20 protein-coding genes are annotated in these 14,909 nt (G+C 36.9%); all 20 read left to right on the top strand.

Annotation, left to right across the window (positions count from 1 at the left end; all coding sequences use genetic code 11):
* The first annotated feature begins 2 nt into the window (after window positions 1-2).
* The 20 genes from ABD005_RS05730 (at window position 3) to fliE (ending at window position 14,819) form a co-directional block, all read left to right on the top strand.
* The gene (locus ABD005_RS05730) at window positions 3-1,994 is read left to right on the top strand and encodes a 2Fe-2S iron-sulfur cluster-binding protein (protein ID WP_343816050.1); all 1,992 of its coding nucleotides are present in this window, start codon (window positions 3-5) and stop codon (window positions 1,992-1,994) included.
* Between the two features lie 4 nt (window positions 1,995-1,998).
* Window positions 1,999-2,748, top strand: a complete 750-nt coding sequence (locus ABD005_RS05725) for a hypothetical protein (RefSeq protein WP_343816047.1) — start codon at window positions 1,999-2,001, stop codon at window positions 2,746-2,748.
* A complete protein-coding gene (locus ABD005_RS05720) occupies window positions 2,745-3,536 on the top strand; it encodes a cytochrome c3 family protein (RefSeq protein ID WP_343816044.1) in 792 nt (263 codons plus the stop codon). Before ABD005_RS05725 ends, ABD005_RS05720 begins: the two co-directional genes overlap by 4 nt.
* 17 nt (window positions 3,537-3,553) lie before the next feature.
* Window positions 3,554-4,777, top strand: coding sequence for a hypothetical protein (locus ABD005_RS05715; RefSeq protein WP_343816041.1), 1,224 nt, complete (start codon window positions 3,554-3,556; stop codon window positions 4,775-4,777).
* A 225-nt stretch (window positions 4,778-5,002) separates the two neighbouring features.
* The gene (locus ABD005_RS05710; protein WP_343816038.1) at window positions 5,003-5,311 is read left to right on the top strand and encodes a hypothetical protein; all 309 of its coding nucleotides are present in this window, start codon (window positions 5,003-5,005) and stop codon (window positions 5,309-5,311) included.
* 192 nt (window positions 5,312-5,503) lie between these two features.
* Window positions 5,504-6,691 carry a hypothetical protein gene (locus ABD005_RS05705; RefSeq protein WP_343816035.1) on the top strand — a complete coding sequence of 396 codons (1,188 nt, stop codon included), beginning with the start codon at window positions 5,504-5,506 and terminating at the stop codon, window positions 6,689-6,691.
* An 11-nt stretch (window positions 6,692-6,702) separates the two neighbouring features.
* On the top strand, window positions 6,703-7,248 hold the full coding sequence (locus ABD005_RS05700) for a c-type cytochrome (RefSeq protein ID WP_343816032.1): 546 nt from the start codon (window positions 6,703-6,705) through the stop codon (window positions 7,246-7,248).
* Window positions 7,249-7,549: 301 nt separating this feature from the next.
* Window positions 7,550-7,852: a hypothetical protein gene (locus ABD005_RS05695; RefSeq protein ID WP_343816029.1), complete on the top strand. Its 303-nt coding sequence runs from the start codon at window positions 7,550-7,552 to the stop codon at window positions 7,850-7,852.
* A gap of 226 nt (window positions 7,853-8,078) precedes the next feature.
* Window positions 8,079-8,486, top strand: coding sequence for a MerR family DNA-binding protein (locus ABD005_RS05690; RefSeq protein ID WP_343816027.1), 408 nt, complete (start codon window positions 8,079-8,081; stop codon window positions 8,484-8,486).
* Window positions 8,479-10,743, top strand: coding sequence for a heavy metal translocating P-type ATPase (locus ABD005_RS05685; RefSeq protein WP_343816379.1), 2,265 nt, complete (start codon window positions 8,479-8,481; stop codon window positions 10,741-10,743). Before ABD005_RS05690 ends, ABD005_RS05685 begins: the two co-directional genes overlap by 8 nt.
* Before the next feature lie 18 nt (window positions 10,744-10,761).
* The gene (locus ABD005_RS05680) at window positions 10,762-11,118 is read left to right on the top strand and encodes a cupredoxin domain-containing protein (protein ID WP_008109738.1); all 357 of its coding nucleotides are present in this window, start codon (window positions 10,762-10,764) and stop codon (window positions 11,116-11,118) included.
* A 19-nt stretch (window positions 11,119-11,137) separates the two neighbouring features.
* Window positions 11,138-11,482 (top strand): DUF2933 domain-containing protein, encoded by a 345-nt coding sequence (locus ABD005_RS05675; protein ID WP_343816024.1) that lies wholly within the window; start codon window positions 11,138-11,140, stop codon window positions 11,480-11,482.
* Complete coding sequence (locus tag ABD005_RS05670; protein WP_343816021.1) at window positions 11,472-12,137, top strand: methyltransferase family protein; 666 nt, start codon at window positions 11,472-11,474, stop codon at window positions 12,135-12,137. The genes ABD005_RS05675 and ABD005_RS05670 overlap by 11 nt, the downstream gene beginning before the upstream one ends.
* Window positions 12,121-12,519 (top strand): hypothetical protein, encoded by a 399-nt coding sequence (locus tag ABD005_RS05665; RefSeq protein ID WP_008109744.1) that lies wholly within the window; start codon window positions 12,121-12,123, stop codon window positions 12,517-12,519. Before ABD005_RS05670 ends, ABD005_RS05665 begins: the two co-directional genes overlap by 17 nt.
* An 11-nt stretch (window positions 12,520-12,530) precedes the next feature.
* On the top strand, window positions 12,531-12,902 hold the full coding sequence (locus ABD005_RS05660; RefSeq protein ID WP_343816018.1) for a cation transporter: 372 nt from the start codon (window positions 12,531-12,533) through the stop codon (window positions 12,900-12,902).
* Between the two features lie 25 nt (window positions 12,903-12,927).
* Window positions 12,928-13,278 (top strand): hypothetical protein, encoded by a 351-nt coding sequence (locus ABD005_RS05655; RefSeq protein WP_008109746.1) that lies wholly within the window; start codon window positions 12,928-12,930, stop codon window positions 13,276-13,278.
* Between the two features lie 100 nt (window positions 13,279-13,378).
* Complete coding sequence (locus tag ABD005_RS05650) at window positions 13,379-13,729, top strand: hypothetical protein (RefSeq protein ID WP_008133179.1); 351 nt, start codon at window positions 13,379-13,381, stop codon at window positions 13,727-13,729.
* A gap of 75 nt (window positions 13,730-13,804) precedes the next feature.
* Entirely contained in the window at window positions 13,805-14,107 is a 303-nt protein-coding gene (locus ABD005_RS05645) for a YHS domain-containing protein (protein ID WP_343816011.1), read from the top strand.
* Entirely contained in the window at window positions 14,070-14,357 is a 288-nt protein-coding gene (locus ABD005_RS05640; RefSeq protein ID WP_343223283.1) for a DUF5676 family membrane protein, read from the top strand. The genes ABD005_RS05645 and ABD005_RS05640 overlap by 38 nt, the downstream gene beginning before the upstream one ends.
* A 138-nt stretch (window positions 14,358-14,495) precedes the next feature.
* Window positions 14,496-14,819, top strand: a complete 324-nt coding sequence (gene fliE / locus ABD005_RS05635) for a flagellar hook-basal body complex protein FliE (protein WP_343816007.1) — start codon at window positions 14,496-14,498, stop codon at window positions 14,817-14,819.
* Window positions 14,820-14,909: the final 90 nt, after the last annotated feature.

Here is a 14,909-nt window from a genome sequence, read left to right as displayed (position 1 = left end):
TAATGAATTTCTTTTTTAATAAAACAGTTATTACTTTATCACTTTGGGTTACTTTATATTTCTATTGCTTAGTATCATTTGCCCAGCAAGGGAAAGATGAACATGCGAGTCACCACCCAAAGAATTCACAAATTGCATCGGTTTCACCAACTCAAAAAAATATTGTCGTAGCTAATAATGACGGTGTGAGTAACTTATCTGTTGATAGTGTTGGCCAAACACAAACCTCTGTTATGTCTAAAGGCCCAGGAATGGGTAAAAAGATGAACGGAATGATGGAGCAAATGGGAGCACCTAAGCCTAAAGATCTCTACCCTACATTAATGCGTCTATCGAAACTTCCTCCTCACTTGGCCGATGAAGTACTTCAAAAAGCCATAAATAGAATGCAAAAAGGTAATCAAATAATGGTAGACGGCTTTATGTCGTTAGCTAATGCCGATGGTCAGCAAAACTATTCTGAAATGCAATCTTCTATAGAAAAAATAGAGCAAGGTTTAAGTCAATACAATAGTGGTTTAGCTACCAAAAGGGCGATAGCAGAAGGGCAGGAACCAAGACGAGTGGCTCTTCAATGGTTTAAAAGTCAAATGAACCTATTACCAACAGTGCCTAAAAGCGAGCAATCAAATATATTCGGAATAAGCATACTTCACTTTGGTGTTATGACTATTTTGTTTTTATTTGCGTTTGTTTTTATTTGGGTATACGCCTTTAAAATGAAAAGAGCATCTGCGCTGTTAGAAGAATTAAAGGTAGCTCCAGTCAAGGAGCCTCAAGTGATAGACAATGAAAATAAGAAAGAAGTTTCTGAAAATATAAACAATAGCCCCACGTTTGATAAGTCTAGTGAGTTGAATGGAGCATTGGTTACTAGTAATGAATCTACAAATTTCGCTTCAAAGAAAAAGGGCGTTTTCAAAGGTACTGTATATGTCATCGGAATATTTAATGAAACACATGATGTAAAAACAATTAGATTGGCATCTTTAGCTGGGGAACCTCTGCCATTCAATTATGAGCCAGGTCAGTTTGTTACTTTTTCTCTCAATATCCCTAATCAGCCTAAAGTAATAAAACGCTCTTATACCATTGCCTCGTCACCCACTCAGAGAGATTATTTTGAAGTAACAATAAAGAGAGAGGAGCAAGGCTTAGTCTCTCGCTTCATGCACGATAACGTTTACATAGGAGATGCGCTTGAAATAAAAGCACCTAATGGTAAGTTCTACTTCAACGGAAATAATGAAGAGAACATTGTCTTAGTATCTGGTGGCGTTGGGATTACCCCCATGATGAGTGCTGTCAGATACTTAACCTCTACATGTTGGAAAGGAAATATCTATTTTCTTTTTTGTGCGAGAACATCAAATGACTTTATTTTCGAACGAGAATTAAGGTATTTACAATCTCGTCATAAAAACTTACATGTCTTAGTAAGCATGACACGAGTTGAAGGAACTGCTTGGATGGGACCTCAAGGTAGATTTACTTCTCAATTGGTAAACGACTTTGTTCCAGAGCTATCGGAAAAAACTGCTCACATCTGTGGGCCTCCACCGATGATGGATGCTATGAAAAACATGCTTATTGAGTTAGGTATGATGCCTGAAAGAGTGAAAATTGAAGCTTTTGGTGGTAGTACCCCTGTGAAGAAAGAAAATAAACAACAAAGTCCTATCAAGAGGAATTTAGATAAAAATACCAATATCAAAGATAAGGCAATTAATAATGGTTTTGAAGTGTCCTTTACTCAGTCAAATAAACATGCAAAAGCAGCCGAAGGAGAAAGCATTCTTGATGTTGCGGAAAATTTAGATGTTGATATTGATAGCTCTTGCAGAGCAGGAAGCTGTGGCTCATGTAAAGTCAAGTTACTCGAAGGGCAAGTAGAAATGGATGTTGATGATGGCCTAGAGGATGATGATAAAGAAAATGGTTACGTATTAGCTTGTCAATCAATACCCAAAACCCCTGTAAAGGTAGAGGTATAAAGTGATGGCAAATCAAGAACGGACAATTGTCGCCAGTTTAGTGTTACTGATGATCGTGTTATGGGGGGGATTTGTTTGGCACAGTTCACCACGTTTTCCAGGCAGTTTTAGTGGAAGCATGCTCGGAATAATAGCCGCCTTTTTGTTGTTTTTTCCTTTGATTTACCTAGTGATCAAGAGAAATAAATCAATAAAAAGCTGGGTGACCAAGAAGGTTTCTATGTCAACACTATTGGTTTGGCATATCTATGCTGGAGTGATAGGACCAATCATAGGATTACTACATAGCGCTCACCGTTTTGATAGTTTACTTGGTATTTTATTGGTGCTCTTAATGATGCTAGTTGCGATTAGTGGTTTCATTGGACGATATATACTTAGCTTAATATCGTCAAAATTAAAAGATAAGAAAAAACTAAAAGAAGAATTAAAAAATGAATTAAAAGATGAACAAATTGAACTGCATGAACGATTTTGTTCGAAACATATTAACGCTATTCCAAGTGATTTAAACTCACACTCTCCATCACTCTTTTCATCTAGTCTTGGCTTAGGTCGAACTAGCAATGAGAGAAGAATTTTGCGATTGGTCGATGCAATATCAGATATTGAATATAGCATTCGTATTCATGATACAGCGAAGCTTTGGTTCAAACGGTGGTTAAAATTTCATATATCTATTTCCATGATCTTATATGTGCTCATAATTTTTCATATAACTGCTGAAATTTATTTTGGCTTGAGGTGGTTATGATCAAATATATTTTTGGTGGAATTATAGCAGTGATTATAGCTGCGTTGGTAAGTCACTATTACCATTCGAGTGAGTTACCCGATGTAAATTGGGAAATGACCGTTATCCCTGGAGATTTAAGTGAAGCCCATTCCTTTTTAGAAGATGATTGTCAAAGTTGCCATACGCCAATAACGGGGGTTACGCGTGAAAATTGCGTTGTTTGCCATGCCAATGATACTCAAATAATCCAGCGTCAGCCTACTTTGTTTCATGTCGATATAGCCGAATGTAATTCATGTCATATGGAACATCAAGGAAAAGCAGCACGCATATCTACAATGGACCATGAGGCACTCTCTGATATAGGTTTACGTATGTTACCTGAAGATAATACCCCGTTTGATCAAGGTACGGCAGTGCAAAAACTTTTTAAAGAAATGTTAACGGATAATCGAAAAGTGGATCCGCTTCTTATTAATTCGCATGTTAGTACAAAAGAAGCGTTGCTTAATTGTGCTACTTGTCATGCTAATGATGATAGGCATTTTGGGTTGTTTTCAGATGATTGTGTTCAATGTCATAACACTGAACAGTGGTCTCTATCTTCATTTGTTCACCCATCAAACAAGTCAAACGACTGTAATCAATGCCATGAGGCACCACCTAGCCACTATATGAAACATTTTAAAAAGATATCTGCAAAGGTTGCAGGGGAGCACAAAGCACCTGTAGAAGAATGTTTTGCTTGTCACCAAAATACCTCTTGGAATGACATTAAAAAAGCTGGCTGGTATAAACATCATTAATCTTAGGAGTATGAAGTATGTTGCATAACGGTATTGCAATTTTCTTTTCATTAGTTGTAGTTATAGTTTTGTTTAATAAACGATTTCGCTTATCGCAACAATGGAGGGCGACCGTAACTCCTTTAGCCTCAATCATTGGCAGTGGATTTTTAATTGTTGCACCACTACTGCATGCCACTATGGGAAAGTGGGCATTAGCTGGAATTGTAGTTTTATCACTGTTTTCATTAGCTTTGGGAGCTACTATTCGCTTCAACATACTTCATGCTGAGCAATATTTAGTTGAAAACCCTAATGGATCTATTGCAAAGCTAGAACAGGTTGGTCAATGGTTTCTTGGAGGGGCATATGCAATATCTGTCGCTTTTTATATCAGTCTGTTTTCTGCATTTGTTTTTGACCGCCTTGGTATTGAAAATTTGTATATTGTAAGGGTTGCCACAACTGCGGTATTACTTTCGATAATGGCTGTAGCTTGGATTAGAGGTGCGAAGGGTTTAGAAGCTATAGAGCTTTATGCAGTGACCATCAAACTTTCTATTATAGTTGGTGTATTGGTTGCTTTGTTTACTTATGACATATCGACAGGTAAGGCTTGGTTTGAACATTCAGCTACTCAGAGTTTAAGTAAATTCGAAATAATTAGTATGCTGGCTGGAATGCTGATGGTTACACAAGGGTTCGAAACAACTCGTTTTATGGGGGCAGAATATTCAGCAACTCAACGTATAAAGGCAGTCAAATATTCACAAGGGATCGCAATCGTACTATATGTCATTTTTATAGGTTTAACCTGTCCAATATTTTTAGAATTTCCTATTGTTGAATTAAATGAAACTACGATTAGCCATACATTAGGCAAAGCTGTTTGGGTCTTACCTATTCTGCTTTTAATTGCTGCAACAGCAAGCCAACTAAGTGCTGCACTAGCCGATACAATCGGTGGTGGAGGTCTAGTTAGAGAGCTTCTCAAGTCTAAAATTTCTACTAATATGGGATACATGTTAGTGGTCATTTTAGCAATTATTTTGGTCTGGACTTCGAATGTTTTTGAAATAATTAACTTCGCTTCTAAAGGATTTGCTCTTTATTACTTAGTCCAGACGCTAATTACAATAATGCTATTGCTTAAATACCAGAATAAAACAGGGAGAGTATGGCTAAAAATCATTGGGAGCGCGTTCATAGCTGCTTCTCTCGTATTTGTAATTCTCTGGTCTGTACCTGCACCACATGGTTAATTGGATGATGAATGAGAGTAACCATAATTATTTTAAGGGATTGTTTGAATGCTTGATTTCAATCAATATTACCAGAATAAATATGCTATAAGTTTATAGTGAAGTAACATACTAGTGAGGATAAAACTGTCCATGGGGCAACGTTTGAATTGGCTATTTTATATTTTGATATATTTGTCTGTAAATGGACAAGTATTTGCTACAGCTATTCATTTGTGTTCTGAAATGGCCATAACTTCTAATGCACTAACATCTCTAAACAATACTGTTAATATCCATGATCATCATGATGGTGGGCACCAAGAAAAATCTGAAAGTAATCATGCTAATCATGACTCAAAAACAATGGATAATTGCCACTGTATAGATTGTGATTGTATGCCAGATTATACAGGGCAGGCAAACTCTTCATTAGTTCAAGATATTAATATATCAGGTTTTCTACCTGTAATTTCGAAGGCTAATAAAAGCTTAATTCAAAACTTTATATCGCAACCTCAATCTAACCCGTATCGCCCTCCAATATTCGCTTAATAGGGATCAGTGTGCCTATTTTTAGGTAACTGACTTCCATTAATTCAAAAAAAGTTTAGAGCACCATGAAAACTAAGATGGCTTTGACTAAAAGCAAAGTGTGTTCTTTTTGCTCTATAACTAATTCTTATTTTTTAAATTAACTCAGTGTGAGAAATAACTCACGCCTAAACAAAATATTAAGGTGATACCATGAAAAAGGTACTTCTCCAATCGGCTGTTGCAGCAGCCATTTCAATGTCTTTGATGACAACTGCTACCGCACAAGAAAGTTCTGCTTTAGACATTGGTCGTTTAGCATTGGCTGGTTACGGTGACGTAACTTATGCATACCAGCCAGATATGAAAGATGAAGAAGGCAATGATATTCAAAATAATGTTGTTGCACGGTTTGTTCCTATTTTCTTGTTTCAATTATCTGAAAAGATTCATATCGAAGCAGAGTTAGAATTTAGCACTAATGCTGAAGGGGAAACTGAAACAGAACTTGAATATGCAAATATGCATTATTTCTTTAATGATAATACCATTATTACTGCGGGTAAGTTTTTACTACCTTTTGGTCAATTTGGTGCAAATTTACATCCTAGCTGGATTAATAAAGCGGTGAGTAATCCGGGAATTTATGGCGGACATGGAGGCAACGGGTCTTTAGGTGGAGTGACTAGTATCATGAATGATACGGGAATTAATGTCGCTAATACCTGGATCTTAGGTGATGCAGGACGAATATTTACTGATTTCTACGCAGTAAGCGGACCACGCCAGGAAGAAGGAGACCATGGTGGCGGTGTCGAAATTGAATCAAAAAAAGGTGATAACAATGACTCTATGGCATTTGGGGGAAGAATAGCCTATGCGTTTTTACCTGAATGGGAAATAGGGATGTCTTATTATAGTGGGGCGTATAGTGACGATGGAGATCTAAATTATAGCGCATATAACATAGACTTTAACTGGGTTGGAAGTTACTCCAGTGTGAGAGGAGAAATCTTTGGCTCTACCGCTGAAACCGAGGGAGAGGAAGAAGGCGAAGAGGAAGGGCATGGAGAAGAGTGGGTTAAAGACTTCGATAAGAGTGGATGGTACATTCAAGGAACCTGGCAGGCTAGACAACTAGGTAAGTCGTGGTTAAACCCTGTTGAATTTGTTGTACGTTACTCTGATATTGAATCTGATTTCGATGGCAGTATTGAACATGATTTTGAAGAAGATGGAGGGAAAACCGGAAGTCGAATTTACTACGGTGTAAATTATTGGTTAGAACCTAGTGCAGTATTAAAGCTAGGTGCGGAAAGTACTTCAATTGAAAACGAAGAAGCTAGTCATACATCCGTACCTGATGACCGAATTTTCTTACAACTAGCTTTCGGATTTTAAGGAGAACCATTATGAAATCAATTAAATTTGTGTTCACAATTATTGTATTAACTACGAGTGCTTTTTCTATTAAGGCACAACACGTCAATGATCCTTCTCTAGTAGCAAAAGGAGCTAAGGTTTATAGCGAAAATTGTGCTCGTTGTCACAATGCACGTCCCGCTGAAGAGTATTCTAAGAAAGAGTGGTCAGTGGTTATTCCTCATATGAGAGCGAAAGCGCATATGACTGGCAAAGAAGCACTTGCTGTAGAAGCCTTTTTAGCCAGCACATTGACAGCGGATGTTAGAAATGCTGAAGAGTATACAAAACCTAATGCTCCCAAAAAGTCGGGAGAGGAATTGGTTACCCAATTTGGGTGTCAAGGTTGTCATCAAATCAAGGGAGAAGGTGGTAAGTTGGGTCCAGCATTAGATGGAGTCGTCGCAAGTAAAGGAGAATCGTTTGTTTTGAAAAAACTAATAGATCCGAAATTTAACAATGCGGCTTCAGCTATGCCTAAATATCCGATGAATAAGGACGATATTAAGGCAATTATAGGTTTTTTAAAGGAGTAAAAACTTAACTATAGCTGTTGAATAGTTACGGTAAACATATTGTTTTTAAATATGTTTACCGTTTAATTAAGCTGCAAAAAAGAATAGACATTTATACTCATGAAATAAGACTTAGGTCTAATACAATTAATTGATCTAAAACATGACAATTATTGGGAAATAAGCTAGTATGAGGGGTGTGAGAAATTTAAGTTATGGTAAATAAATAGTGTTCAATTTTAGAGGTGTTATAGCGATTGTTATAATTTTGTTGTTTAGTCAACAAAGTTTAGCTTCGTATGCGCCAATGGATTGTGAAAACATGAAAAAGCCCATGATTTCTGATAATAGCTCTCACATTGCTAGTCAAATGGCTATGCACGATCACAATAGCATGTCAGTAGATAAACAATCTGCACATGAAGAGTGTGATACTTGTAATGCAGGTGACTGCGTTTGCCCCAATATCGGGGGATGCTTTAGCTCTAATATATCTACCTCAACTCAGCCTATAGAACAAAGCCTTATGCATTTCGCTGATAATGGTAAGAGATTTCTTTCTCAAAACGAACATCCTGATTCAGGTGTATATCTACACCTATTCAAACCACCTATTCACATTTAATCCTTAGGATCAGTGCGTCTTAAATACGCATATCGATTCAACCTTTTTAAGCTGTTAAGTCTAATTTTGGTAGTTAATTCTCCCATTGTTAGCTATTGCATCCTAGGCTTAGCAGTTTTTTTTAATCCTTTTAGATTATGACTTGACCTGTGTCTTAGACACAGTCGTAAGCTAAACATAGGTTTTAGAAATACCCTGTTTATATATTTGAATAAGGAATGATGGGATGAAAGTATCTCAGCTTGCAAAAGTCTTGAATACCACGCCTGATACGGTCCGCTACTACAGTAGGATTGGACTTATCATGCCTATTAAGAATACTGAAAATGGTTATAAGAGTTACAACCAACAAGCTCAACAGCGACTGAAATTTATTCTTAGTGCCAGACAATTAGATTTCTCAGTTGAAGAGATCAAAGAAATCCTGTTAGTTGCTGATAATGGCAGGACAGCTTGTCCTTTGGTTCGGGAAATCGTTGAGCATAGATTGGCTGAAACAGAGAAAAAATTTAATGATGCATTAGCATTGAGGAATGTCTTAAGAAATGCAATTGATGACTGGAAGAGTAAACCTGATAAATCACCTACAGGAGATATGCTCTGTCATTTAATTCAAGGAGGTAATGATGAATAGCATAGAGAGTAGTATTAAAGACACCAAAGCTCAAGAGTTGATTATTGATGGAGCTGGGTGTGCAAGCTGTGTAGGAAAAATAGAAACAGCATTGAAAAACGTTACTGGCGTAGAAAATGCTCAGATGAACTTTGCATTGAGGACTGTTGTTGTTGATGGAGAAGTTGATTCAGAGGATCTTGTGCAAGCCATAGAATCAATAGGTTACAACGCAAGGAGTGCAGAAGATACAAGTGATGATGAACTATTAGATGAGAAGGAGATTGCAGACCAAAAATACTATACAAGTCTAATGAGACAAATGTGGATAGCCTTGGGCCTTGGCGTACCGTTAATGATTTATAGTATTGCAGGTGGCCCAATGACTGTTGAAACTACGTTGGAACGTGGTATTTGGTTATTTATAGGGATCTTATGTGCAGCCATTATGTATTTTGCAGGTAAGCATTTTTATGTTGGTGCTTGGAAATCTTTTGTAAATCATAGTGCAAATATGGATACGTTAATTGCTCTGGGAACAGGTACTGCATGGATTTATTCTATGGTAGTTGTTTTCTTTCCCATGGCTGTTCCTGAAATGGCAAGGCATGTTTATTTTGAAGCTACTGCAATGATCATCGGATTGATTGATTTAGGGTTAGCATTAGAAGTAAAAGCGCGAGGAAGAACAAGCGAAGCAATTAAGCGTTTAATTGGGTTACAAGCAAAAACAGCACGAGTAGTTCGTGATAAGAAAGAAGTTGATATTGCTATTGAGCAAGTTTTATTAAATGACATTGTTCGAGTACGCCCAGGAGAAAAAATTCCTGTAGATGGCCTAGTCATTGAGGGGCACACGTCGATAGATGAGTCCATGTTAACAGGGGAACCTATGCCTGTCGCAAAAGAAGAAGAAGATGAGGTCGTTGCAGGAACACTAAATAAGACGGGTTCAATTCTTTTTAAAGCGACAAGAGTAGGTAAAGATACTGCGTTAGCACAAATTATTAATATGGTGAAAAGAGCACAAAACTCTAAGCCACCAATTGGGCGCTTAGCAGATGCTATATCTGCCTATTTCGTGCCTGTTGTTATGATCATCTCTATTATTAGCGCTTTGGTATGGCTTAACTTCGGTCCTGATCCCGCGTTAGCCTTTGCGGTTGTCTCTGCAACCACGGTTCTAATTATTGCCTGCCCTTGTGCTTTAGGTTTGGCTACACCAATGTCAGTGATGGTCGGTGTAGGTAAGGCTGCCGAAGCTGGAGTTTTGATTAGAAATGGAGAAGCGTTACAAACAGCATCAAAAATTACCGCGATGATTCTCGATAAAACGGGGACTATTACAGAAGGTTCTCCTACGGTAACCGACATTCTCGTTGCTGATAAATCCTATACAGAAAAATATATCTTAACGATAGCCTCTAGTATTGAAAGCAGATCTGAGCATCCACTTGCACAGGCTATTGTTGATTCCGCGATAGCACAAGAGATCGATCCTGAAGATATAAGTGATTTTCAAGCTATAGCTGGACACGGTATAGAGGCAAAACTTGAAGATCATCATTTACTCTTCGGTAATCAAAAGTTGATGTTTAAAAAAGGCGTGTTTTTAGGAGAATTTGTCTCAAAAGCACAAAAATTAGCTGATGAAGCTAAGACACCAATGTACCTCGCTATAGATAATAAACTTGCAGCAATTATAGCTGTATCTGATCCAATCAAAGAAGACTCTATTGAAGCAATCAAAAGGCTACAAAACAGTGGTATCAGAGTAGTTATGCTTACTGGCGATAATAGAGCTACTGCAAATGCAGTAGCAAAAAAAGTCGGTATAAAAGAAGTGTTTGCTGAGGTCCTTCCAGAAGATAAGTCAAATAAAGTGGCGGAATTACAAGCCCAAAATGAAATCGTTGGTATGACAGGAGATGGTATTAATGATGCCCCAGCATTGGCATTGGCCAATGTTGGATTCGCCATTGGTACTGGAACCGATGTGGCAATTGAAAGTGCTGACATCACCTTGATGAGAGGATCACTTCATGGCTTAGCTGATGCAATAGCTGTCAGTAAAGCAACGCTTAGAAATATCAAACAAAACCTGTTTGGTGCATTTATATATAACGTTGCAGGAGTTCCATTTGCAGCAGGTCTACTTTATCCATTTTTTGGATTGTTATTAAACCCAGTAATTGCAGGTGCTGCAATGGCTTTCTCCTCACTAACGGTTGTGAGTAATGCAAATCGATTGAGATTGTTTAAGCCGCAAGAACATTAAAGAAAAGGAAGAAATGACATGATGATCATTAATTTATTTGGGTTGGTACTTATAGCGTTAATTATCTGGTGGTTTTGGTTATATAAACCAGCAAAAGCAATTGATTCTACTATGGAAAGTGTAACCGTTATCGTAAACAACGGTGTTTATGACCCCTCTAGAATAATAGTAGCAAAAGGTAAAGAAACGACTCTCAATTTTCTTCGAAAAGACGGGAGTCCTTGTGCAGCAACAGTCATTTTTCCTGATTTTGAAGTCAGTGAAGAGTTACCTGTTGATGAAAATAAAGCGATTGAATTACCTTCTATGGCACCGGGTCAGTATCCGTTTCATTGTCCAATGAAGATGTATAGCGGCACTTTGATCGTTGAGTAGGAATATTTGGAGGACGAACATGAGCAATAAACAAAAATCTTTTTGGTCAACACCTACAGGATGGGCAGCACTTGGTTTAATAGGGGCTGCTAGCTACTTCTTATTAGTTGAGCATCAGCAACACTTCTTTGAATATTTACCATTCTTAATTCTTTTATTGTGTCCTTTAATGCATGTCTTTATGCATGGCAGTCACGGACATGGTGACCATAAAGGTCATGAAGAAGAAGCTTCAGCACCAAAAGAGCCAGAAACATTTCAAGAGCTGACAGATAAAAATGAAGCTTACAGAGATGGGTATTTGGAAGGATTAAAAACAGGTAGAGAAGAAAGTATTAAGACGGAGAGTGACAATGAACGGTGAATCTGATTATGGCATGTGGACATTAGTGATTTTGAATTCAGCAATTTTTATCTTTTTTGCATTTAGTTTTGCAAAGCCACAAACAAAAACTGATTGGCGAACTTTAGGTGCTTTTTCTGCATTCATCGTTGCTCTATTTACAGAAATGTATGGATTTCCATTAACTATATATTTTCTATCAGGCTGGTTGACTGAAAACTATCCAGGAATAGATTTTTTAGCTCACGATAACGGTCATTTGTTGCATACCATTTTTGGCTTTGAAGGCAATGCACATTGGGATCCTCTGCATATTGCAAGTAATATCCTAATTGTTTCTGGATTTTTTATTCTTTCATCTGCATGGAACGTACTTCATCAAGCTCAAAAGACTGGCACGTTAGCTGTGTCAGGTTGGTATGCACGTTGTCGTCATCCCCAATATGTCGCCTTTATTCTAATCATGTTTGGTTTTCTACTTCAGTGGCCAACAATACCGACCGTAGTAATGTTTCCAATATTACTCGTAGTATACATTCGACTTGCCAATAAGGAAGAAGCCAAGGTTATCAGTGAATTTGGTGATGAATACTTGAACTATATGTCTAAAACTCCCGCTTGGATACCCAATTTTTCAAATAAAACACAAGGAAAATCAAATGAAAAAATTAGTTAATTTAGTCGCTGTTATAAGCATTTTGTCTACCACTATTGGTGCTTCAGCTATTGGTGCAGAGATGAAAAAAGGCATGCATAACAATATGGCAATGTCCCATGAAAATATGGAAAAAATGCATAACAACATGCTTGCGATGAAGCAGCAAATGTTATCAGTAAAGCAAGAAAGTGATCCTGAAAAGCAGCAAGAGATAATGCATAAGCATCGAAAATCTATGATTAAAATGATGCAAATAATGCACAGAAGAATGGCTGATAAGCCCATTGAGCAACAAATAAAGATGGCAGAACATCATCTTGAGATGATGAGCAATATGATGCCTAAAATGGGGTCAAGCAAAATGTCTGGTAAGAAATCAACAAATAAACACAACCACTAAAGGAGGCCGTGATGACGGATTTAGATCGTAGAGTTGGAGTTAGAGAAAATAACTTGGTCGTTAGAAACCTGAAACTATCAAATGTAACTAGTGAAAATATTGATGCTTTGATAGAAGAAATAGATCAAATGTTCGGCCTAGACGAAGTTTCATTCAATAGAAAAGAGGAAGAAATTCATTTGGCTTACGATGCTGTCAATTTGGACCTTGATGGTATAGAGGAAGTCATCAGAAAGCATGGTGTAGATATACACGATGATTGGTGGACTCATACAAAGGAAAGTTATTACAAATTTTGTGATCAAAATGTAAAGGATAATTTCAAACATGAGCCATGGAGTTGTCATAAAACTCCTCCAGGTTCAATTAAAAGAAAACGTTAATCTTAAACTTAAAAAGGAAAATATCATGTTAAAAAATATATCTAAAAAAATAGCTTTAGTTGCTTTTGCAATTGTACTTACGGGCTGTGCAAACAGTAATTTCTCACATAATTACTTAATGAGAGGTCAAGTTGTTTCATCGTCAACTGATAATATGGTTGTATGCCTTGGCTTAGATGATGGAGCAGAAGTTGGACAAGAATTAACTGCCTATCGATTTTTTGAAACAGGTAACATTGGGGAAGGAGATGAGACTGTCGAAAGAAGAAATATTGGCAAAGTTAAAATTGAAAAAATTATTAATGAACACTATGCCAAAGTAAAAGTGATAGAAGGAAATGTAAAAAAACACGATATGGTGCAATTAAACAAATAGAAAATGTAGTTTGTAAGTAATCTTGTTTTTATTCATTTAAATAGTATCGAATTAAATAATAATTCGATACTAATGACCAAATAAATAAAAGGAAAATAATATGTTAAACAAAATTTCTAAATTAGTTGTCGTTGTAGTTTTTGGCTTGATTGTTTCTGGTTGTGCAAATAGCGATTTTTCGCATAGGTATCTAATGCGCGGCCAAGTAATCTCTGTAACTGATGGGGACATATATGTTTGTGTTGGCCTAGATGATGGTGCACAGGTGGGGCAAATTTTAGAATCTTACAGTTATGTAATGAATGACGATAATGACGAAGGAGCTGATTTCTTCAAACGGCAAAAAACAGGTCAGGTAAGAGTTGAAGAACTTGTTGATGATCACTTTGCAAAAGTTAGCGTGTTAGAAGGTGTCGTTAAGAAACACGATTTAGTCTTGTTAATTCAATGATGAATATCCTATTACGTGGTACGAGTAGTTTGGTGCCACGTTTTTTTATTTTCACACCTTACTAGGAGTCTTGTTATGGAAGGTTTATTTTCATTTTTACTATTCGCTGGACTTTTTTATTTCATGATGCGTCACGGCTGTGGTGCTCATATGGCCCACGGTCATCATGAGGAAAAGAACATAAATGATTCTTTCGTAGATCCTGTTTGTGGCCGTAAAGTTGGAGATGATCAAGGTTATGGAAAACTCCAAGATGGGCACTTATATCGTTTTTGCTCTAAAGATTGTCTTGATACTTTTGACCTTGAACCTGAAAGATTTATTAAAGAGCGTAATACTAATGCAGAAAAATCAACGGAGAAAACTAATGAACCATAAGATCTCACTATCTGCATTTGGACATGCGACAAGTTCATTTATAGCCATAAGTTTTACCTTGTGCGTTATTTTTGATTTGCTCTTTCCTCAACACGCAATGTACTCAACTTGGCTAAAGTTATTGCCAGGGTTTGAATGGATAAGTTGGAAAAGTTTCTTTTTAGGTCTGCTAGAAAGCTATTTATACGGTTGGTATTTCGCATTGATTTGGGTGCCAATTTACAATTTTGTAGGAAGCAAGAGTAAATAGTTTATAAAATATAAGAATTAAACATAGGATTAACTCACACCTTAGTTGTTGATTTTTAAGGGTTTAAATTTGTTGTTGGCATTGTAGTTGCAAGAACAGAAGGACCTATGACGACATATTGACACCTGAGAAATAATCATGACCACCATAAATAATTCCCTTTTGGCCCAGATGCAGAGCATGTCTCTTGAAGCCATAGCAAAGCCACAAAACAACGATAATATTGTTAACAATACAACCAATAATTTTGGTGACTTATTGTCAAACGCCCTCAATACTGTAAATGATTTACATAAAGATGCAGGAAAGAAAACTACAGCATTTGAATTAGGGGATAGAAGTGTAACGTTAGCAGATGTAATGATTGCAAGATCTAAAGCTGGTATAGGTTCAGATGCGGCTATTCAAATTAGAAATAAGGCAATTGAAGGTTACAAAGAGATCATGAGTATGCCTGTTTGATTCTGCTTAGTATTGAAGCTAACAAGTTCATTATTCAGTACTTGGTTTTAAGTGTCTTATGAATTAACAATATATCCGAAAGGACTTTAC

The sequence above is a fragment of the Colwellia asteriadis genome (genome assembly GCF_039523295.1).
In the GTDB taxonomy this organism is placed as follows: Bacteria; Pseudomonadota; Gammaproteobacteria; order Enterobacterales; family Alteromonadaceae; genus Colwellia; species Colwellia asteriadis.
Note: the sequence above shows the minus strand (reverse complement) of the source record. Positions and strands in the feature narration are given on the sequence as shown.

Excerpts from the sequence above, each read along its gene's own strand:
- ABD005_RS05730 (WP_343816050.1), top strand. The coding sequence starts at position 3 with ATGAATTTCTTTTTTAATAAAACAGTTATTACTTTATCACTTTGGGTT.
- ABD005_RS05725 (WP_343816047.1), top strand. The coding sequence starts at position 1,999 with ATGGCAAATCAAGAACGGACAATTGTCGCCAGTTTAGTGTTACTGATG.
- ABD005_RS05720 (WP_343816044.1), top strand. The coding sequence starts at position 2,745 with ATGATCAAATATATTTTTGGTGGAATTATAGCAGTGATTATAGCTGCG.
- ABD005_RS05715 (WP_343816041.1), top strand. The coding sequence starts at position 3,554 with ATGTTGCATAACGGTATTGCAATTTTCTTTTCATTAGTTGTAGTTATA.
- ABD005_RS05710 (WP_343816038.1), top strand. The coding sequence starts at position 5,003 with ATGGCCATAACTTCTAATGCACTAACATCTCTAAACAATACTGTTAAT.
- ABD005_RS05705 (WP_343816035.1), top strand. The coding sequence starts at position 5,504 with ATGAAAAAGGTACTTCTCCAATCGGCTGTTGCAGCAGCCATTTCAATG.
- ABD005_RS05700 (WP_343816032.1), top strand. The coding sequence starts at position 6,703 with ATGAAATCAATTAAATTTGTGTTCACAATTATTGTATTAACTACGAGT.
- ABD005_RS05695 (WP_343816029.1), top strand. The coding sequence starts at position 7,550 with ATGAAAAAGCCCATGATTTCTGATAATAGCTCTCACATTGCTAGTCAA.
- ABD005_RS05690 (WP_343816027.1), top strand. The coding sequence starts at position 8,079 with ATGAAAGTATCTCAGCTTGCAAAAGTCTTGAATACCACGCCTGATACG.
- ABD005_RS05685 (WP_343816379.1), top strand. The coding sequence starts at position 8,479 with ATGAATAGCATAGAGAGTAGTATTAAAGACACCAAAGCTCAAGAGTTG.
- ABD005_RS05680 (WP_008109738.1), top strand. The coding sequence starts at position 10,762 with ATGATGATCATTAATTTATTTGGGTTGGTACTTATAGCGTTAATTATC.
- ABD005_RS05675 (WP_343816024.1), top strand. The coding sequence starts at position 11,138 with ATGAGCAATAAACAAAAATCTTTTTGGTCAACACCTACAGGATGGGCA.
- ABD005_RS05670 (WP_343816021.1), top strand. The coding sequence starts at position 11,472 with ATGAACGGTGAATCTGATTATGGCATGTGGACATTAGTGATTTTGAAT.
- ABD005_RS05665 (WP_008109744.1), top strand. The coding sequence starts at position 12,121 with ATGAAAAAATTAGTTAATTTAGTCGCTGTTATAAGCATTTTGTCTACC.
- ABD005_RS05660 (WP_343816018.1), top strand. The coding sequence starts at position 12,531 with ATGACGGATTTAGATCGTAGAGTTGGAGTTAGAGAAAATAACTTGGTC.
- ABD005_RS05655 (WP_008109746.1), top strand. The coding sequence starts at position 12,928 with ATGTTAAAAAATATATCTAAAAAAATAGCTTTAGTTGCTTTTGCAATT.
- ABD005_RS05650 (WP_008133179.1), top strand. The coding sequence starts at position 13,379 with ATGTTAAACAAAATTTCTAAATTAGTTGTCGTTGTAGTTTTTGGCTTG.
- ABD005_RS05645 (WP_343816011.1), top strand. The coding sequence starts at position 13,805 with ATGGAAGGTTTATTTTCATTTTTACTATTCGCTGGACTTTTTTATTTC.
- ABD005_RS05640 (WP_343223283.1), top strand. The coding sequence starts at position 14,070 with ATGCAGAAAAATCAACGGAGAAAACTAATGAACCATAAGATCTCACTA.
- fliE (WP_343816007.1), top strand. The coding sequence starts at position 14,496 with ATGACCACCATAAATAATTCCCTTTTGGCCCAGATGCAGAGCATGTCT.